Raw genomic sequence first — 18,269 nt, forward strand, 5'->3', positions numbered from 1 at the left:
ACCCCTTCTTTAACTTCGCCAGCGTTGTTATTGCCGGGTGCTGCCGGCTTGAGCCATAGCCAATTCCTTTTTCTCTTCCTGCTCACGCCAGTAGCTGGCCAACAGCGGACCGGTAAGATTGTGAGCCAGGTTAAATATCGCGGCAGGTATGAAGGCTAACGGGGCAAGATGGGCTAAGGCCAATGCCATCGCCAGTCCTCCATTTTCCATGCCGATTTCAAAACAAATAGCCTTAGCTTTGAAATGAGGCATTCCCACAGCACGTGCTGCCCAATAGCCGGTTGTAAGACCAAGTATATTATGCAGAAATACGGCAATTATGGAAATCACCGCAACCTGGGCCAGCGATCCGGCGCTGAGCGCAAAGCCTGAGCTTGTCGTAATGAAGATAGCGATAACCGAGACAATCGGAATGACCGGCATAATCCTGTCAACAAAATCCGAAGCAACGCCGCGAATAACAGCGCCTAAAAATACGGGTACCAGGACGATCTTCAAGATATCCAGCAAAATCTTTTCTGCATCAACCGGAACAAACGAGCCGACCAGAAAAGCGAACATAAAGGGAGTAATTAACGGAGCAATGATGGTATTAATGGTAGATACTGTGATCGACAGCGCTGTATCCCCTTTAGCCAAAAATGTCATAACATTGCTGGCCACGCCGCTGGGACAACAACCTACCAGAATCAACCCGGCTGCCAAAACCGGCGGTAAACTAAGAACCTTGGTCAAAAATAACGCAATAAACGGCATGATGATATACCGCAAAACGATACCCCAAAAAACATCCTTAGGGCGTGAAAAAACCAGCTTAAAGTCATTTATTGATACGGTTAGTCCCATGCTCAACATTACGGCCATAATGCAGTAGGGTACATATTGGGATAACGGCTTAAACGGTTCAGGATTGTAATAGGCAGCAATAACACCTAAAATAATCCACACGGAAAAATACCTTGTAATAAACTTTACCATACTCCCCAATTTTTCCAGCATTATTTACGCTCCTTTACACCTTAATCAAACTGAGTTGCTTTTTGGTTAAGACTGAATTTATATTGCTTTGTACCTATTAATACAAGTTCCATTGCCAGTTCGCGTTATAATAAGCCTTTTTTTGCCAATGCTTCCTTGAGTGCAGCAGCCCCGAATCGCGGACTGGATAGCACCGGTTTCCCGCATTTTTCATGGATATATTCTTCACAATAGGCCATTGAACCTTGGGCAAATAAAATCACGTCAACCCTATCGCTGATTTCCCCCGCATAGTTTGTCATCAGTTCTTTGAACTGTTTCTGATCAAGCCCGAAAGCACCGTCAACTAAAACATCAACCAATTCCACATGCTTATTCATTTCCCGCGCCACCCGTAAGATGGTATTTTTAGTGGGCGTCAGCGTTGTCGGCAAGGTAGCCATCACACCGATACGGACACCTTGCCGGACAGCTTCCCTGCACATGTCTTCATCGATACGCACAATAGGAATACCTGTATATTTGGCAATATCCTGGGCAGCATCCGCCACCTCCCCTACTGAGGAACAGATGTTGAGAATAGCGTCAGCCCCATCGCTTACTGCCTTCATATACATGCCGACAAGTCTGGCCGCCGGAGGTGCCGTAACATATCCGGCCTCCCGGACCTCTGCCAGAATTGACGGGTCCTGATTACTAATAATCTCCGTACCCTGCGGCAGTAACTGACGAACCTCCTTCTCCACCAATTCAATCAATTCCGGGGTAGTACTCGTATACACCAAAGCAACCTTCATTATGATTCCTCCCTTTTATAGTATGTAATACATACTACATCCTACATTTAACTGTTCACATTATCTCATATTTCTCTTTTAAAGTAAATAGCGACTTTTCAGATATTTCAATCGGGTTAATTTTTAATAGATACCTTTAACATTTTTCATCATATTATAAGAAAAAAGAGTAAACTCAGCCAATCTGGCAGAATAAAAAAGAGTTACGCAAAATGAAAGGCTTTTTTACTTTATAAATAAATTTACTGCGCCCAAAAATTACAAATTTGTGCTAGAATATTCTTATTGAAAAAGTAGTGTTTAACTGGAGAAAATGAATCATGCATTCAAAAAACGATAAAATGTATTTTTTCCTGGTGCTGACGGCTGTTTTATGGGGCGGCAATCCGGTTGCCGTTAAAAGCGTGCTTGGCGAAATAACCCCCATTATGACAGTTCTCTTCCGTTATATTGGCATCAGTGCCATTCTCTTAAGCATCATGTTCATAAAAGAAGGGCGGCATGCCCTGCCGCCCAAACATCAAATACTGCCCCTCATCCTGATGGGGATTACCGGCATTGTGCTAAACAATGGCCTTCAGTTTATCGGCTTGCAATACTCAACGGTTGTCAACTGCTCACTGGTAGCGGCAACAACCCCGGCAATAACCGCCATCCTGGCAGTACTATTTTTAAAAGAAACTATGAACAAAAAACAATGGCTGGGAATTTTTATATCACTGTTGGGAGTTGTTTACTTGGTAGCCCACGGCTCAATGGAAATTATTAAAAACCTGTCGTTTAATAAAGGCGACCTATTGTTCCTGGTCAGTCAGGCCTCCTGGGCAGTATATACCCTGCTTGGCCGGAGGGTAATGGAAGATGTGTCGCCAATGGGGGTAACGGCGTGGGCCGGGTTCAGCGGAGCAATTTTTATGGGGATAGCCGCACTCTATGAAGGAGTGGCAGCACCGTCCAGACTGTCTTATGACACCCTGCTCTCATTAAGCTATATGATAATCGGCAGCGGTATTTTAGCAATGAACTGGTGGAACACCGGGGTCAGAGTGGTAGGCGCTAACCGCGCCGCCATCTTCACAAATATAATCCCGCTAGCCGCAATGGCGCTGTCGGTAGTATTGCTTCACGAACATGTAGGCTGGCATGAAATTGCCGGCGGCATCTGGATAATCTTCGGGGTATATCTTACTACCAAGAAAACCCGGGCGGTACGGACAGCATAAACGTATCTTCCACGGTAAACCCCTACCTCTACTTGAAATTGGTAACCAATCACCTGTGACTAATAAAACGGCTGAGAGTACATCTCTCAGCCGTTTTATTGTCTGGCAAGGCACCAGCCGCCTGAACCTGCCAGATTCTTTAACACGGAACTATATCTTCCTGGCAAGAATACAATTCACCGCATGGCGATGCGGAATTCCTGCCGAATCGCAGTCAATGATTTCTTCCCCACAGCGCAAAATCTCCCAGTCATGATAATACCCGGCCAAATCTCCCGACGAAAAGAAAAATTCATTCCTTTCCCAATCAGGTGCTAACTTAATGAATGGCTTTTCAACAAAAATAAGATGAGCGTTTAAGCCACCGGTCTTTGTATATTGTTTATACTTATCAAAATGCTTTCGCCGCTCTGCCGGCGGCAAGAATTGGAGTGAGCCGTGAGAGTAAATCACATCATACTCTTCCGCCAGGTCATAGCCAATCATATCAGCATGAATAACATTCACCGCATAACCTGACAACCGGCTATAGCGTTTAATCTTTTCCACACCGGGCGCGGAAAGCTCCAAGGCATCTACTTGCAAACCGCATTTGGCAAAGTAGATGGCATCCCGGCCTTCACCGCTGCCAATATCCAGCAACCGTTTATTCGCTGTGTCGCCCTGCAAAATGTCGATAATTTGCCCGGCAAGCTCTGAAGGCTGTATTCCCCAATAGAAGTTCTCTTTCCGATACTCTCCGTCATACGGCCCTGCCTTGCCTGCAAGACTTTCTCCTGTCAGCAGGTAGTCAATGGACACGCCGAACAATCTTGCCAAAGGCGGGAGCAGCAGGGTATCCGGCAAGGCGTTGCCCTGCTCCCACTTGGAAATAGCTTGCGGCGTTACCTTTAGTAAGTCGCCAACCTTTTCTTGGGTATAGCCTTTTTCTTTTCTCAGCAAGGCAATTCGCCGCCCTAGTTTACTATCATTATGAATCATAGTATCTTCCCTTTTTGAGTTGTTCAGTACTGACAATCTTATTGTAAGTTAACCAGCTTTCTTAGTCTAGCGAACTATAGTTGCAAATATCAAAAAAGGTTCAACTGGCAGTTGTTTTTTGCCGGCTTACATCTAACTGTTTCCCGGTATTTTTAATAAAATATAAAACTCATTTAAAACATAGTTGAACTTTCAACTATGTTTTAATATAATACATATAGGTGAATGTTCAACTATATATGTACTGGAGGTGACTCCCTATAATGAAACTGAATAACCACATCTTGCGGGAAATCGGAATGCTCTCCCGTTGTATTCATGCCATCAGCGACACTAAATTTAAAGAATTTAATTTGCAGAAAGGCCAATTCATTTTTCTGACAAGGGTATGCGAAAATCCTGGCATTAATCAAATCGATTTATCCAATCTGTTAAAAGTAGATAAAACTACAACCACCAAAGCTATCCAAAAATTGATTGATACAGGCTATATCTACAAAACGAGAGATGCTCTTGATAAAAGAATGTGGCGATTGTATGCAGAGAAAAAAGGGGTAGAAATATACACACTGGTTATTGAAGAAGAAAATCGCAATATTGCCGTCTGCTTCACTAATTTCACTGAAGAAGAAAAAGAAGCCGTGCAACGGTTAGTAAAAAAAATGCGTGAAAACATCGAGAACGATTGGAAAATATTAAAAAATGTATAGGAGTGTGCTCATATGATTAGAAAAGCCAATTCCGCAGATATACAGGAAATCATGAAAATTATCAGGGAAACCATTATTGAAATGCAGTCTTACGACAATACTCAATGGGATGAAAACTATCCTCAGGAAAAGGACTTTGGGAAGGACATTCAAAAAGGTGATCTTTATGTAAGCGAACGAGACGGAAATCTAGTAGGTTTTGCCTGCATTAACAAAATTGAGCCTGCCGAATACAGTGGCTTACCCTGGTCCATGAAGGAAACGGCTATGGTTGTCCACCGTATGGCGGTAGCTACAGCATATCGTAAAAGTGGAATTGGTACAGAGTTGATGAAATTTGCCGATGAATACGCATTAAAAAATGAGGTACGGTATTTAAAAACCGATACTTACTCTATCAATACGAAGATGAATGCCCTGTTTGCAAAGTGCGGCTATAAATGGGTTGGTGAGATGAGCTTTCTCGATAAGAAAAAGCCTTTCTACTGCTATGAAAAAGTATTGGATATAGCCGAATAGGCTCCACTACTCTAAAAAATCCATAATTTCCGGTTTATAGCCGTCAGGCAATTCTTCTTCATGTAAAAATGTGAAACTATCGTCATTCAGTATTGGCATAAATATTTCGTACGGAATCATAGAAAACTCACAGGCATAATTGCTTGCTCCGAATAACATACCCGCTTTGCTGCTCAAATTTAACCCTCTTGCAAACTTTGTGTAGTTGGAGCAATCATGCACAGCTGCATCCCAGTTTTCTTCAGCAGCTATTTTCATAAATTTCAAAGTTAATTCCCTGCTCCAAACGGGAGATATATAGCCATGCCGGGAGATATACATATTTTCCCCATAATAATTACCTATGTTATTCTCATTCAAATGTAATTCCGCACAATTGATAAAATCCAGTTTCGTTTCAAAAATTGCTTGCTTTTTCTTGAAAAACACTTCGAAAAACTCGGGAGTCATTGGAGTTTCAATACCTACATGTTTAATATATTTTTTCGCCAGGCCAATATTTTTAATTACTTTGTCCGAACAATTAGAAGCACCTAAGTTGAAACGTATCTCATTAAGCCCGGCTTCACCTAATGCTTTCAGTGTTTCTTCTGTAGCTAACGTGCCATTTGTGTATAAATGCTGATAAATTTGAGCAGCACTGAATTTCTTTATAATCGGATAGTATTTTTCTATTTCCATAAAAGGCTCTAAATAAACGTAGGAAATGCCAGTGGGTTTTTGGTAAATGGAAAGCAGCAAATCAATATCCTTCTCGTAAAATTTTGTGCCGCCAATTTCCCACAGGCCTTCGCCAACCGGATGAATGTCGTCCAGTTCGCCATAATTGTAACAGAACTTACATTCTAAATTACATGTGTTCGTTTTCCTAATTGCGCTCAGCCCGGTACCCAACAGACAAGAACGGCAGCCTTGGGGGAATTTGCTTTCATTTCCCACAAAAAGAGTTCTATTTTCTAAGGTTTGCAAGCCTCTGATTTCCGACATCAGCATCTCATTTCGATGATCAATTGCTGCCTCAATTTGCGCAAAGGTAGCGTAAATGATTTCTTCATGCTTGATGCTAATTTCTTCTTCCTCAGACAATTGTGAAAAAAAATCAAACCATATCAACGCATCTTTCTTGGAAATTCTCATCATGTATCCGCCTATCTAATTTAATACTTCACACGCTTCGCCAAGTGTGAATACAATCAAACTATAATATTTAAATTATACTGGGTTATGCCGCAGTTTTCAACAAGGTCACCGGGAATGTCAATGAGAACAGGAAATAAACCGCTTTTCAGGCTGCGCTTTTTTCCCGCACCAAAGATAGTATAAGCCCATTGCCAAAAGAGCGACTCCGGCCATACTCATATATAGACCGCGAAAACCGAAGAAAGGAACCAACAGACCCAAAAAGAACGGCCCTAATCCCACCCCGATATCTGTAATGGCAAAAAAAGTCGATGTTGCCAGCCCCATGCGATGGTCTGGCGACGACTTAATGGCGACCGCCTGCCCGCTGGACAAAAAGGTGCCAAAACCAAGCCCGATGAACATTCCGGCCAGCAGAAGGATGAAATCCTGCCGCGCCAGGCTTAGTATAGCCAGGCCAATCGCAAAAAGAACAAAAGACGGATACAGCACAAACCCCTCTCCCTTTAAATCAAACCAGCGACCGGTTAGCGGCCTGGAAATCAGGATGGCTGCCGAATAAACGATAAAGAAGAAACTGCCTGCCTCTATTAAATTAATTTCTCTTGTGTAGGAGGCGATAAAACCGACAATTCCGGAATAGCATAAGCCGAGAATTGCCCCAATCGCCGAAATCGGCAGTGCTTTAAATTCAACGAAATTGCTCAATGTAAAGCGCTTCATATCCTCCAGCTGCGCCGCCGTTAACGCCGCTTCCGGCACCTTTAGCAAAAACGCCGCAATATAACAAGTGACCACCAGCAAAATACAGATACCTAAAATTGCGTTAAAGCTTACCTGCTGGTTCAGATATATTCCTAAAAACGGGCCAAAAGCCGACGCCAGCGTACTGCTCATTGCGTAATAGCTGATACCTTCGCCGCGCCTTGCCCCCGGAATAATGTTGGCGACAATGGTCCCGGTGGCGACTGTAGCCAGCCCAAAGCCTACTCCGTGCAAAAACCGGACAAAAAAGAGAAAGTGCAGATTGGTTGATTTAAAATATAACAAGGTGGCAATCAGATACACGGTCAAGCCTATATAAAGCATCTTTTGCCGTCCGACCAGCTCGACTGATTTTCCGCCGAAGAAACGGGCAAAAAGCGCCCCCACAATGAAAAGGCCTACCGCAAGACCGGCTTCACTCAAAGAGGCCTGCAGATTATCCACTGCGTAACCCGCGATTATAATCATCAGCAGAAAATACACCAGATATACGAGGAAGTTCACCAGCGCATTAAGCAAAAAATCCTTTGTCCATATTTGTGCCTTTGTCATGTTTATCTCCTCTGTTAATGTATAGCAGTTCTTTCCGATGTGAGTAATTATAGCATTGAGGATTTATAATTAAAAAGATATAATTAACTATATATTCATTCCTCAAAAGCTATGAAAAGGTGATGCCTATGGATTTGCTTCAATTAAGATACTTTCAGGTTGTTGCCCGGCTGGAAAATATAACGCGTTCCGCCGAAGAACTCCATATTGCCCAGCCTTCTCTCAGCAAAACCATTGCCCGTCTGGAGGAAAGCCTGGGTGTTCCCTTGTTTGAGCGTACAGGAAAACGAATCCGCCTCAACCTGTTTGGCGAAACTTTTCTGAAAAGGGTGGACCGGATCTTTAACGAACTGGAAAACGGGCAGCGTGATTTGGCAGACCTGGCCGGTCTAACAGACAGAAGCGTTACTGTCGGCGTCTCCTCCTCCCGTCTGCTGCAAAATTTTCTGAAAGAATATTTGACAGCTCATCCGGGCATTAAGTTCCGGCTTCGTCATATCACCAATCAACAGGAATTGCAAACGCAGCTTATAACCGGGAAAATAGACCTTAGTATATTTTTCTCGCCGATTGTACATCCGGAAATTCATTGCGAACCGCTGCTGGTTGAGGAGATTTTCCTGGCCGTTCCACCTAATCATCGCCTGGCTGAACGGACCAGCATACACCTGAAGGAGGCGGCCAACGAATCCTTTATCAGTGTTACCACCGATTTCGGCTTCCGGACCATTACAAATAATTTTTGCCTGCAGGCCGGTTTTACTCCCACGGTTGCATTTGAGATTGAAAGCATTGATGTAATAGCAAGCCTGGTCAATGCCGGACTGGGTGTAGCCTTTCTGCCTGCCTGCTGGTATCAGGAAGAAAGGCGGCAGAGCTCGCCGGTGAGCCTGCATATTGAAGCACCCTCCTGCCGGCGAACCTTTTGGTTAGCCTGGAGGAAGGAGCGTTATCTGCCTGAAGCCATGCGTAATTTCAGCAAATCGGTCATTGAATATTTTTCATCCGCAAAATCAAAATCCTTCCCTGATTGAAGGGTCTGTATTTCATCCCGCAGTACATTGGCACGATTATCTCCTTATTAAACTCCGGCCTTCTTCTTGCTTTCAGGCAAAAGATCAGCGTTGTTTTCCCAGGGGGAATTATGGCATAATGTAATGACGCAGCAGCACAATGGAGGTTTACATGAAAATAATCGATTGGGAGGATTATGTACCCAATCCTCACGGACATACAGTGACCGGCAACATAAAGATTATCGAAAGATTCCCGCTGCCTCAGCTCAACCGTTACCGCAGAATATGGATTTATCTGCCGCCCGGTTATGAGCAGCCGGAGCAGCGTTACCCCGTCTTATATATGCATGACGGGCAGAATTTGTTTGATATGGCAACCTCCTATTCGGGAGAATGGCGGGTTGACGAAAGCCTCAACCGGCTTTGTACAGAAAACAGAACGAACGGTGCGATTGTTGTTGGCATTGACAACGGAGCCACCGCCCGTTTTGATGAGTATATCCCGGGCTACAGCGGGGATAAATATGCGGCTTTTATTGTGGATACTCTTAAACCTTTTATCGACAGCAAATTTCGCACTCTGCCGGACCGGTACAATACGGGTACGGCAGGCAGTTCACTGGGTGGGCTCATTTCTTTGTATATGGGCTTTACGCGACCGGATGTATTCTCCCGCATCGGCGCCTTTTCCCCGGCTATGCATTTTGCCGGGGATTGTCTCAACGGCTGGTGTAAGGAAGATGACATGAGAATCTATCTTGACGTGGGAACCAAGGAACTGCTTTCGTATAATAGCGCCCGCGAATACGCGGATTTTGTCTGGGACAGCTATTACCGGCTTATTTGCGCCGGTTTTAGTCAAGAGGAAGTAAAGCTGATTATCGAAAAGGATGCTGAACATAACGAGGCCGACTGGGCCAGACGGTTTCCTGAAGCTTTTTTGTGGCTCTTTGGTTAAACGCAAAAAACGGTCCGTATCACGTCACTGTGATACGGACCGTTTTTGCGTTTTTTCTGCATCAAGAATGATGATATCCCAGTTTATCAAGGAAATACGGCATTTGTATCCGCCACCAAGGCCAGTCATGCGCCACGTCATGCCCCCAGATGTCAAACCAGGCAGGAATGTTTTTGGCTTTGAAGATTTTCATCAGGTTATATGTGTCTTGCAGCGTTTCTTCCTCCCAGGCCCCTTGCCCGGAACAGATAATCATCGTGCTGCTGCGGAGCTGATCGAGAAACCAGGGGTCTGTCAGATTGGCAAGATAGTGAACCGGACTATTATAATAAATGTTATCGTCCATAAAATTGCCCATACTGAAGCGCAAATCATAGACGCCGCTCAGAGCGATGGTTGCATCAAAAATGCCGGGATTTTGCAGAGAAAATTCAGGGCATGGAAGGCGCCGAGGCTGCAGCCTGTGGTCATTAGCTGATGAAACGGACTGCGGCTGCGGATATATGGCACCAGTTCCGCCAGGATATAATTTTCATATTCCCTGTGCCGGTGGGCGCGCTGCTCCGCGTTCTTGTTCGTATGCAGCCAGGTTTGCTCATCCACGCTTTCTACGGTAAAGAACTGAACGGAGCCTGCATTAATAAATGATTGGCAGGCTTCCACCATTTTAAAATCTTCATATTCATAAAATGATCCTCCGGAAGACGGGAAAACAAGAATAGGTTTGCCTGCATGTCCATAAACCTTCATCTCCATGTCCTTCCAAAGACTTGGGCTCCAATGTTTATGATATTCAATGTGCATTCCAATCATCCATTTCTTTTAGTACTGATTATAACATAAAATGCAAGACAAAGGCAGGATTTCGTCAAAAAGCAACAAATATATATTAATATTATAATATTTATGTATCATGCATGAATACATCACTGAGTCAGCGGAATAGCTGTGCTGTCCTATGATAAGCAGGCTGAACACTAAAAGGAACAGGAGGACTTCCTATGAATGTTGTTTTTTTATCACCACATTTCCCCAGTAACTATTTTCATTTTTGTGTTAACTTACGCAAATTAGGTGCCAATGTGCTCGGAATCGCTGACGAGAAATACGAAAATTTAAGCCAGCCGCTGCGTGAGGCGTTAACAGAGTATTATCGGGTCAGCGACCTGCATGACTACGACCAGCTTGTGCGGGCGATGGGTTATTTCACCCACAAATATGGTAAAATTGACCGGTTTGAGTCGCATACGGAATATTGGCTGGCGACAGATGCCAGAATCCGTACGGATTTTAACATCCCTGGCATAAAAAATGACACAATCGATGAAATCAAGCACAAATCGTTGATGAAGCAAAAGTTTATCGAAGCAGGTGTGGAGGTAGCGCCAGGCCGAGTGGTTCGTTCGCTGGCAGAGGCTGAGGCATTTATTCGCGAAGTGGGCTACTCGGTTGTGGCAAAGCCTGACAGCGGGGTTGGCGCCGCCGGCACTCACAAAATTACTACTCCGGCGGAACTGACCGATTTATTCGGCGACGGCAATTCTGGGGAGTATTTTCTGGAAGGGTTTGTCCAAGGCAAGCTGTACACCTTTGATGGGCTTGTTGACAGCAATGGCAAGCCGGTGTTTTATACCTCCCATACATATTCTGCCGGCATAATGGAGACAGTCAATGACGACCAGGACATCTACTACTACTCACTGCGGAAGCTTCCCCCGAACCTGGAAAAAGCGGGGCTGGCGACGCTGAAGGCTTTCGGCATACGTGAACGTTTCTTCCATTTTGAGTTCTTCCTGACTGCCAGGAAGAAAGTAGTGGGACTGGAGGTCAACATGCGGCCGCCAGGCGGTTTTACCATGGATATGTTCAACTTTGCCAATGATATTAACCTTTATTACGAGTGGGCAAATATCGTTATGAACGGCACTACCGCGCTCGATTACCAGCGAAAATATCACTGCGCTTACATCGGACGTAAATTCAACAAGAATTATGTTCATTCCCATGAAGAGATCATCGGGAAATACGGCCAGTATATTGTACAGCACGAAGCGGTCAGCGGCGTATTCAGCGCGGCACTGGGCAATTACGGCTATCTGGTGCGCTCACCGGAGCTGAGCGAAGTTATGGAAATGGTTGAGTTTATTCATCAAAAGGAATAGTATATTCCCGTAAACGTCAAGCTGCCAGGCCGCCTTTTGGGGCGGCCTGTTTATTATTTTTAGAAATATAACTATATATATTGAGATTTTGGAGAAGATAAAAAAATCACTGAAATTGCATTAATATTTAGCTTAGGGAGTGGAGCATGGCTTGAATGATCAAGAAATCGCAAATCGAATCCTTGATTTGACCTTGGAAATCACTCGCCTTAGTATATATGAATGGAGATACCTTGACCTTTTTACCTGGCAGTGGTGGCTTCTGGTAACAGTATTCATTATCCCCTGGATTATCTTTATAAAAATGGTCGATAAGAAACAATTACCCGCAACGCTGCTATTAGGCTCGTGGGTGCTGATTATTTCCGAATCATTTGACCATATCGGCTACGAACTCGGCATGTGGACATACTTAGTTGAGATTTTTCCACTTTTCCCTCGATTTGAAGAAGTAAACTTTTCTGCTTTGCCGGTTACATATATGCTTATCTATCAAAATTATAAGGATTGGAAGAGATACACACTGGCAATCGCAATTGCTGCAGGTATATTTACTTGGATTTGCGAACCAATATTGATTTGGCTGAACCTTTACATCCCCTTAAAATGGAACCCGACTTACGGATTTCCCATTTACATAGCCATTGGATTAGTTACCAAATGGGGAGTTCAAAAGGTTGAAAGTTTAGCTGGAACCAAGGAGTAAAGGGTAATGAAGCAACGCCTTCATTACCCTTTACTAATCCAAATATATCGCCAGAAAATATCGTAATAGGACATCCTGACAGCATCATATTTCTCTATATAATATTTTATCGACACATCCAGTATAGAGGAGAAATGATACTATGTCCTTTTTTTTAAATCAAAATGAACACTACCGGCAATATGATATCGGCGATTGGACCTATGGCACCCCTGCAGTTTTATCTTGGGGTGAAGGAACAACCTTGAAAATCGGTCGTTTCTGTTCTATCGCAAATGGCGTAGAGATTATGTTGGGCGGAGAACATCGCTCAGATTGGATTACCACATATCCTTTTAACGTTCTTTGCGAGCAGGCACATTCTTTTACAGGCCATCCAAAGTCAAAAGGTGATGTCATTATCGGGAATGATGTTTGGCTAGGAAGCAAAGCACTCATTCTCTCGGGTGTTAAAATTGGCGATGGAGCGGTTATTGGGGCCCATAGTGTTATAACCAAAGATGTCGCTCCCTACTCAATTGTGGCGGGCAATCCCGCCAAGCTGTACAGATTACGGTTTGATGAGCAGGTGATACGTGATTTATTAAGAATTGCCTGGTGGGAATGGCCTTTTGAAAAAATCAAAGAAGCCTGGCCTTTATTATTGTCCAATAGGATTTCTGACTTTATCCGGATTTATGGATAGCGGCACGATGGCGGCCCGTAAAACTCAAAAAAAACGGTTGCTTTTTAAAGCAGCCGTTTTTATATGGTAAAAGGTTTGGGGAAATACTAAGCCAAAGCTGTCCTATATAGAAAAAATTCTGAACCAATAACGGAGGAAACTATGAATGCCGTATTAGAGAATATACTGACCAGAAGAAGTGTCCGTGCTTATCAAAAAAAGCAAATCTCCAAAGAAGACTTACAAACAATTCTCATGGCAGGAAGCTATGCTCCCAACGGGATGGGATTGCAGAACTGGAGATTTACCGCTATCCAAAATCAGGCTATTTTAACAAAAGTTAATGAAGCAATTCGTCAAACACTTTTGTCCATTCCTGTAGTGGCGGAAACCCATCCCTATATCGTGAGTCTAGTTGAAAAAGCCAAAGATATGAATGCAGATTTTTTATATCATGCTCCGACCTTCATCCTTGTCTCGAATTTAAAAGACAACGGCAACTCTATGCCGGATTCTGCTTTGGCAATTGGCAATATGATGCTAACAGCTCATTCTCTCGGTATCGGTTCTTGCTGGTTAAATCAACTGCCAGGGCTTACGCATATGCCACAGATCCGGGAGCTTTTGGATGAATTGGGCATCCCCCAAAATCATATTGCCTATGGCTCAGTTGTTATGGGTTATGCAGCAGGCGAACTTAAACCTGCGGCTCCCCGTAAAGATGTAATTTATATTATCTAATTATCTTCTGCTGTTACTCATCGCCATAACTCAGCATGAGCATCAACACCATCGCCTTTTTCTTGTTGTATCCCATTCCTGCTTTAGCATAGCCTGGCATCAAACCGCTGCTCGATCAACCGATTTTTCCAGGTGTTATTTTCTTTTTCCTCTGTCAGCGTAAACCCAAAATCTTCATACAGATGTCGTGCCGCCTCCAACCCTTTGAAAGTCCAAAGAAATACGTGATTATAGTTTTTACTATTACAGTACTCCATGGCCTTTGTTACTAAGATCCGCCCCAGGCCAGCGCCTCTAAATTCGGGTTCTATCAGGAACCATCGTAATTGAGCTGTTGTTGGGCTAATTTCAACAATGCCAATAAAACCTACTATTGTGCCGCAGCATTCAGCAATTAAAATTTTACCTGCTGAAGGTTTGTCCAAAAATTTGAATAAACTCTCTAAGACATATTTTTCAAAAACCGAGTCTAACTGATATTCCTGAGCATATAAAACTCCATGCCGGTAGACAATATAACCGATATCCCCGGGTTGGAAATCACGTATACTAACCGAGGCATCTATACGTCCTGATAACATTCTCTCTATTGTAGCCATATGCTCAACGAGATGTTGCTGCGCTCCAAGTGGCAAGCACTCTAATAACTTAACGATCTGAGCGGAAGAAGTATCTGACAATTGGGTAAAGGTGTCCTTGCCTCTGTCTGTTAAAGATAAAATCTGTGAACGGCCATCAGTTGCAGATTTTTTTGTTTCGATCAGGCCTTCTTTCTTCAGTCTTCTTAAAATTCGACTCAAATACCCAGGGTCAATCTGGAGTATTTCTGTTAGGTCACTGGCAAGACAAGTTACAGCATTGTCAATTTCCAGCAGCACCCGTGCCTCTGCCAATGAGTAGGGGCTTTCCAAGATGGTCTTATTTACAAGGCCAATAATATTGGTATAGAATCGATTAAACTTCCTAATCTTTAAAACACGGTGATCAATAAACTCATTCATTTTCATTCCCCCCTGCAAATAAATAGTACCAATAATTAGTCTAGCAGCAATTAGTTGACTTAGTCAAGTAATTCTCAGTTGACAACCTGACAATTACTTTTTCCCATGTTTTAAGTGAGGAAAAAGCAAGACCTCAACCCTTGAAAAATGCAAGGATTGAGGCCATGCTTCACCTTTACCGGTGGTATGGTTCTCTGTATCGGGTTAAATATTATTTTTAAGACATAAGCAAAAGGAAGCAAAATGAACGTCCCTTTGCTTCGCCAGTTATATTGCCAATATGTTTCAAGCCCGGAGACTCTTTCCGGAAAGGGATCTCTCGGGCTTGATGGGGAAACTAGCTGTCAGTTATCACGTTCACGGGTCTTTGACAGCGATAATCGTTAGAATAAGAAATAATTTCTTATTTAACACCCCCTATTATTTGCTATTGTCTTTTGATACGTTCAGTATATAATGCTAATACAAGAATATGATTTCAATACTATGTTAAATCTAAAAAGAGTATGGCGTCAATTTTACTGTTAGTATAATACGGAGCTGCTCAAGTTGTACTATAAGATGAAAAAACCTCGTTTACAGGTAATGGTGTTCGATATTTGATTCAAGGATAAGATAATATTGTAAAGGCGGTGTGGTGTGTGACGAATAGTGAGAAAAATGCAGGCTTGCCGGAGAATGAAGGTAGCAGGAAAATGGAGCAGAAAGACGAACTACGCCGGCAGGAAATGTATCTTCAAATCATAACAGAATTCTTAGATCAGGTAGTGTGGCGAATTGATCTGGAAACACTGTCATTGCTTGATACGAGTCCGTCAATAAAACAGTTGCGGGGTTATGAAAAAGACGAAATTATGGGACATACGTTAAAGGATATGCTGACCCCATCTTCTTATCGCCGAATTCTTGAAAGAATCCATGAATGGCGAACGCAAATTGCTGATGCTGGCAGCGATGGGATTAAAATCTTTGAGGTGGTTGAACAGCCTTGTCGGGATGGTTCGACGGTGTGGGTTGAGGTGGCCTGTTCTCTTTTTCGCCGCACCGATGGCGGGGCGGAGTTAGTAGGCATCAGCCGCAGCCTTGGCCAGCAAAAGGGATTGGCGGATGTGTGCCGGCAATTGGCAGACAATGAACGGTTTTTGCAGGTGATTTGGGATGCCGCACCGTGTATGCTCACTTGTATGGATTCTAACGGCCTGTTTCTTCTGGTTAATCAGCGCTTTGCCGACAATTGCCGCATAGACCGGGGAAGTGCGCCGGGGCGCCACTTTTTGGAGATGCTGCCAGACGATCCAAAAATACGTGAGCAGCATGAGCAGATTTTTGCCAAGTGCCTGACAGGACAAACGGTGGAATTTTTGAACCAATACCGACCGAACGGAGAAAACAGTGATTACTGGGTCTACGGTAAATATAAGCCGGTTATGTCGGCAGACGGACTGGTAAAAAAAGTAATTGCCGCCATCATGGATGTAACAGAACAGCAGGAGATGAAACGGCAACTAACTGAAGCCGAAAAAATTGGCAAGACAGGCAGTTGGTATTTGCATTTGCCAACAGGCCGTTTTTCGTGCTCGGACGGCCTGTTGGCCTTGTACGCGTCCAACCGGGACGAGTTTGCCATCCAAGGGCGGCAGATTTTCTGGTCTCGGCTGCAACCTGAGGATCAGGAACGGATTCGTCAGTGGGAGGATTTGGAATGGCTGGCTGTACAGGAAAGCTTGAGTATTGAAGTATGGCTGGCGCTACCTGACGGCAACACCCGCCTGGTTTGGGTGAAGGGAAATGTACGAACCGATGCTGCTGGTCAGCCGGCTGAAATTTATGGAACTGTTACAGATGTTACAGAACGGCGGGCACTTGAGGAGGCTAGGAAGAAAGCACTGCTGCGGCTGCGGGAGTTTTCGCGGACAATGCCCGGAGCCGGGATGATTATTGACATTGAGGGTATTGTGGCCGAAGTTTTTGATGATAACGGATTGCTGGCAGCAGATGCGAAGACAAGCTGGCCAGGACGAAAGCTTAATAGCCTGTTGCCGGCGGAATCGGCGGAAAACCTGCTCAAAGCAATTTGCTATTCAATCAATCAGGGCAGATTGCAATTCGGTGAATATACGCTGGAGCTCAGCCATGGACGGAGAACCTTCGACGTTAGAATTGCTCCACTCAGCTGCCTGAAGGAGGAGCATCCAATGGCAGCCTGCTATTTGACAGATACGACTGAGCAGCGGCGTACGAAAGCGTTGTTGGAATCGACTTATGAAAAACGCCGACAGCGCGAATTGTTAAATGATCTTGCCGAGGGAAAACTGTTGCCTACGCAAGAAGTTCTGGATCAGGCATGGCAAGTAAATCTTAATTTGACACAGGATTTTTCCTGTTATCTGTTAGCACTGGAGTCGTGCCCAGGCAAAAAAGATGACCAGGAGCAGGAACAGCGCGCAGAACAGCAACCTGCGGTGGATTTACTTTTGTTGCGGCTGTACGAAGAACAGGATGTAATCGCCTGGGAAAGCAGGGATGGAATTGCACTCCTGGTACCTGTTGGATCAGAGAAGCGGATAGATAAGGATTATGAAATAGCGCAAGCCGTCCGCTGGAGGGAATTGGTACATCGGCACGTGCCGGGAAGCCGCTGCCGCATAGGCATTGCCGAGTTTCATGCTGGAACATTCTGGCAGTTTGCCAAGGTTTATGAGCAGGCACAGCTGGCCGTGGAGTTAGGGCGAAAGCGGGCAACAGAGCTGATGATTCAACACTATCTGGACATCGGCGTTTTTCAATTTTTTCCGGCTGTCGTCCACAGTCGCTATGCAAAAGATTTCATGCAGCGGACGTTGGGCCGGTTAGTGGAGTATGACAGGATTCAAGGCACGGAGCTAATGAATACGCTGGAAGTGATATTACATACTGACAATTTAACTACAGTGGCTAAACGGCTTTATGTTCACCGCCAGACAGTTCTATTCCGTAAGCAACGGATTGAGACGGTACTGGGCGTTTCACTGGACAACTTTGAAACCAGGCTGGCATTAGGGATGGCGCTTAAATTTCGTCAGGTATACAGTGAAAAAGCCTAACACAGGTATTAGATAAAATAAAGCCCGAAGGCAGTGGACAATATCTCCGCTGCCTTCGGGCTTTATTCATAGCAGGATAAAGCTAAGACAATAACTGGTATAATCCGATTTATATCAACCGTCTAATTGCAACAATCCTGCTCCAGACATTAAAATTCGGTTATGGTATATGCACTATGCATGAGTATCCTAGAGATACTATACTGCACAGGTAAAGTTTTTTTGGGAAAGGCGCAACCAAAAATTTTACATTGCCGGTAGTATAGCTAAAGC

General features: G+C 44.2%; 18 protein-coding genes. 10 read left to right on the forward strand and 8 right to left on the reverse strand.

The annotated features are described in order from the left end of the window. Positions 1 to 27: 27 nt before the first annotated feature. Both SPSPH_RS19905 and SPSPH_RS19910 read right to left on the reverse strand, forming a co-directional pair. On the reverse strand, positions 28 to 999 hold the full coding sequence (locus tag SPSPH_RS19905; RefSeq protein ID WP_075757616.1) for a bile acid:sodium symporter family protein: 972 nt from the start codon (positions 997 to 999) through the stop codon (positions 28 to 30). A gap of 104 nt (positions 1,000 to 1,103) precedes the next feature. Continuing rightward, positions 1,104 to 1,775 carry an aspartate/glutamate racemase family protein gene (locus SPSPH_RS19910; RefSeq protein ID WP_075757615.1) on the reverse strand — a complete coding sequence of 224 codons (672 nt, stop codon included), beginning with the start codon at positions 1,773 to 1,775 and terminating at the stop codon, positions 1,104 to 1,106. Positions 1,776 to 2,095: 320 nt separating this feature from the next. Between SPSPH_RS19910 and SPSPH_RS19915 the strand changes: the two genes are divergently transcribed. Next, a complete protein-coding gene (locus tag SPSPH_RS19915; RefSeq protein ID WP_075757614.1) occupies positions 2,096 to 2,998 on the forward strand; it encodes a DMT family transporter in 903 nt (300 codons plus the stop codon). Positions 2,999 to 3,148: 150 nt separating this feature from the next. Here the strand turns inward: SPSPH_RS19915 and SPSPH_RS19920 are convergent, their stop codons facing one another. Further along, positions 3,149 to 3,979 carry a helix-turn-helix domain-containing protein gene (locus SPSPH_RS19920; RefSeq protein WP_075757613.1) on the reverse strand — a complete coding sequence of 277 codons (831 nt, stop codon included), beginning with the start codon at positions 3,977 to 3,979 and terminating at the stop codon, positions 3,149 to 3,151. 263 nt (positions 3,980 to 4,242) lie between these two features. Here SPSPH_RS19920 and SPSPH_RS19925 point away from each other — a divergent pair, with 263 nt between their 5' ends. After that, positions 4,243 to 4,689 (forward strand): MarR family winged helix-turn-helix transcriptional regulator, encoded by a 447-nt coding sequence (locus tag SPSPH_RS19925; RefSeq protein WP_233139186.1) that lies wholly within the window; start codon positions 4,243 to 4,245, stop codon positions 4,687 to 4,689. Between the two features lie 12 nt (positions 4,690 to 4,701). Next, positions 4,702 to 5,208 carry a GNAT family N-acetyltransferase gene (locus SPSPH_RS19930; protein WP_075757612.1) on the forward strand — a complete coding sequence of 169 codons (507 nt, stop codon included), beginning with the start codon at positions 4,702 to 4,704 and terminating at the stop codon, positions 5,206 to 5,208. A 6-nt stretch (positions 5,209 to 5,214) separates the two neighbouring features. Here the strand turns inward: SPSPH_RS19930 and SPSPH_RS19935 are convergent, their stop codons facing one another. Together SPSPH_RS19935 and SPSPH_RS19940 are read right to left on the reverse strand one after the other, a co-directional pair. After that, positions 5,215 to 6,345 (reverse strand): radical SAM protein, encoded by a 1,131-nt coding sequence (locus tag SPSPH_RS19935; RefSeq protein ID WP_075757611.1) that lies wholly within the window; start codon positions 6,343 to 6,345, stop codon positions 5,215 to 5,217. 120 nt (positions 6,346 to 6,465) lie between these two features. Next, positions 6,466 to 7,665 (reverse strand): MFS transporter, encoded by a 1,200-nt coding sequence (locus SPSPH_RS19940; RefSeq protein ID WP_075757610.1) that lies wholly within the window; start codon positions 7,663 to 7,665, stop codon positions 6,466 to 6,468. Positions 7,666 to 7,793: 128 nt separating this feature from the next. Here SPSPH_RS19940 and SPSPH_RS19945 point away from each other — a divergent pair, with 128 nt between their 5' ends. Together SPSPH_RS19945 and SPSPH_RS19950 are read left to right on the forward strand one after the other, a co-directional pair. Next, a complete protein-coding gene (locus SPSPH_RS19945) occupies positions 7,794 to 8,699 on the forward strand; it encodes a LysR family transcriptional regulator (RefSeq protein WP_075757609.1) in 906 nt (301 codons plus the stop codon). A gap of 151 nt (positions 8,700 to 8,850) precedes the next feature. Next, positions 8,851 to 9,639 (forward strand): alpha/beta hydrolase, encoded by a 789-nt coding sequence (locus SPSPH_RS19950; RefSeq protein WP_158027110.1) that lies wholly within the window; start codon positions 8,851 to 8,853, stop codon positions 9,637 to 9,639. Positions 9,640 to 9,700: 61 nt separating this feature from the next. On the opposite strand, the gene SPSPH_RS19955 is transcribed toward SPSPH_RS19950, so the two are convergent. Then, positions 9,701 to 9,985 (reverse strand): hypothetical protein, encoded by a 285-nt coding sequence (locus SPSPH_RS19955; RefSeq protein WP_198931013.1) that lies wholly within the window; start codon positions 9,983 to 9,985, stop codon positions 9,701 to 9,703. A 38-nt stretch (positions 9,986 to 10,023) separates the two neighbouring features. Next, positions 10,024 to 10,443, reverse strand: a complete 420-nt coding sequence (locus SPSPH_RS19960) for an alpha/beta hydrolase-fold protein (RefSeq protein WP_198931012.1) — start codon at positions 10,441 to 10,443, stop codon at positions 10,024 to 10,026. 197 nt (positions 10,444 to 10,640) lie between these two features. On the opposite strand from SPSPH_RS19960, the gene SPSPH_RS19965 reads away from it, so the two are divergent. The 4 genes from SPSPH_RS19965 to SPSPH_RS19980 all read left to right on the forward strand — a co-directional run bounded on the left by SPSPH_RS19965 (position 10,641) and on the right by SPSPH_RS19980 (position 13,912). After that, complete coding sequence (locus SPSPH_RS19965) at positions 10,641 to 11,801, forward strand: ATP-grasp domain-containing protein (protein WP_075757607.1); 1,161 nt, start codon at positions 10,641 to 10,643, stop codon at positions 11,799 to 11,801. Between the two features lie 151 nt (positions 11,802 to 11,952). Continuing rightward, positions 11,953 to 12,507: a CBO0543 family protein gene (locus SPSPH_RS19970; RefSeq protein ID WP_075757606.1), complete on the forward strand. Its 555-nt coding sequence runs from the start codon at positions 11,953 to 11,955 to the stop codon at positions 12,505 to 12,507. Between the two features lie 142 nt (positions 12,508 to 12,649). Next, positions 12,650 to 13,192 (forward strand): CatB-related O-acetyltransferase, encoded by a 543-nt coding sequence (locus SPSPH_RS19975; protein ID WP_075757605.1) that lies wholly within the window; start codon positions 12,650 to 12,652, stop codon positions 13,190 to 13,192. A 141-nt stretch (positions 13,193 to 13,333) separates the two neighbouring features. Further along, entirely contained in the window at positions 13,334 to 13,912 is a 579-nt protein-coding gene (locus tag SPSPH_RS19980) for a nitroreductase family protein (RefSeq protein ID WP_075757604.1), read from the forward strand. Positions 13,913 to 13,995: 83 nt separating this feature from the next. On the opposite strand, the gene SPSPH_RS19985 is transcribed toward SPSPH_RS19980, so the two are convergent. After that, complete coding sequence (locus SPSPH_RS19985; RefSeq protein ID WP_075757603.1) at positions 13,996 to 14,913, reverse strand: bifunctional helix-turn-helix transcriptional regulator/GNAT family N-acetyltransferase; 918 nt, start codon at positions 14,911 to 14,913, stop codon at positions 13,996 to 13,998. Between the two features lie 641 nt (positions 14,914 to 15,554). Here SPSPH_RS19985 and SPSPH_RS19990 point away from each other — a divergent pair. Next, the gene (locus tag SPSPH_RS19990) at positions 15,555 to 17,996 is read left to right on the forward strand and encodes a PAS domain-containing protein (protein WP_075757602.1); all 2,442 of its coding nucleotides are present in this window, start codon (positions 15,555 to 15,557) and stop codon (positions 17,994 to 17,996) included. Positions 17,997 to 18,269: the final 273 nt, after the last annotated feature.

This window comes from Sporomusa sphaeroides DSM 2875, from assembly GCF_001941975.2.
Classification (GTDB): domain Bacteria; phylum Bacillota; class Negativicutes; order Sporomusales; family Sporomusaceae; genus Sporomusa; species Sporomusa sphaeroides.

What these genes read in the sequence shown, in the direction of transcription:
- SPSPH_RS19985 (WP_075757603.1), bottom strand. Translation starts at nt 14,913, where the DNA reads ATGAATGAGTTTATTGATCACCGTGTTTTAAAGATTAGGAAGTTTAAT.
- SPSPH_RS19940 (WP_075757610.1), bottom strand. Translation starts at nt 7,665, where the DNA reads ATGACAAAGGCACAAATATGGACAAAGGATTTTTTGCTTAATGCGCTG.
- SPSPH_RS19915 (WP_075757614.1), top strand. Translation starts at nt 2,096, where the DNA reads ATGCATTCAAAAAACGATAAAATGTATTTTTTCCTGGTGCTGACGGCT.
- SPSPH_RS19945 (WP_075757609.1), top strand. Translation starts at nt 7,794, where the DNA reads ATGGATTTGCTTCAATTAAGATACTTTCAGGTTGTTGCCCGGCTGGAA.
- SPSPH_RS19905 (WP_075757616.1), bottom strand. Translation starts at nt 999, where the DNA reads ATGCTGGAAAAATTGGGGAGTATGGTAAAGTTTATTACAAGGTATTTT.
- SPSPH_RS19960 (WP_198931012.1), bottom strand. Translation starts at nt 10,443, where the DNA reads ATGCACATTGAATATCATAAACATTGGAGCCCAAGTCTTTGGAAGGAC.
- SPSPH_RS19925 (WP_233139186.1), top strand. Translation starts at nt 4,243, where the DNA reads ATGAAACTGAATAACCACATCTTGCGGGAAATCGGAATGCTCTCCCGT.
- SPSPH_RS19935 (WP_075757611.1), bottom strand. Translation starts at nt 6,345, where the DNA reads ATGAGAATTTCCAAGAAAGATGCGTTGATATGGTTTGATTTTTTTTCA.
- SPSPH_RS19965 (WP_075757607.1), top strand. Translation starts at nt 10,641, where the DNA reads ATGAATGTTGTTTTTTTATCACCACATTTCCCCAGTAACTATTTTCAT.
- SPSPH_RS19955 (WP_198931013.1), bottom strand. Translation starts at nt 9,985, where the DNA reads ATGGACGATAACATTTATTATAATAGTCCGGTTCACTATCTTGCCAAT.
- SPSPH_RS19930 (WP_075757612.1), top strand. Translation starts at nt 4,702, where the DNA reads ATGATTAGAAAAGCCAATTCCGCAGATATACAGGAAATCATGAAAATT.
- SPSPH_RS19980 (WP_075757604.1), top strand. Translation starts at nt 13,334, where the DNA reads ATGAATGCCGTATTAGAGAATATACTGACCAGAAGAAGTGTCCGTGCT.
- SPSPH_RS19975 (WP_075757605.1), top strand. Translation starts at nt 12,650, where the DNA reads ATGTCCTTTTTTTTAAATCAAAATGAACACTACCGGCAATATGATATC.
- SPSPH_RS19950 (WP_158027110.1), top strand. Translation starts at nt 8,851, where the DNA reads ATGAAAATAATCGATTGGGAGGATTATGTACCCAATCCTCACGGACAT.
- SPSPH_RS19910 (WP_075757615.1), bottom strand. Translation starts at nt 1,775, where the DNA reads ATGAAGGTTGCTTTGGTGTATACGAGTACTACCCCGGAATTGATTGAA.
- SPSPH_RS19920 (WP_075757613.1), bottom strand. Translation starts at nt 3,979, where the DNA reads ATGATTCATAATGATAGTAAACTAGGGCGGCGAATTGCCTTGCTGAGA.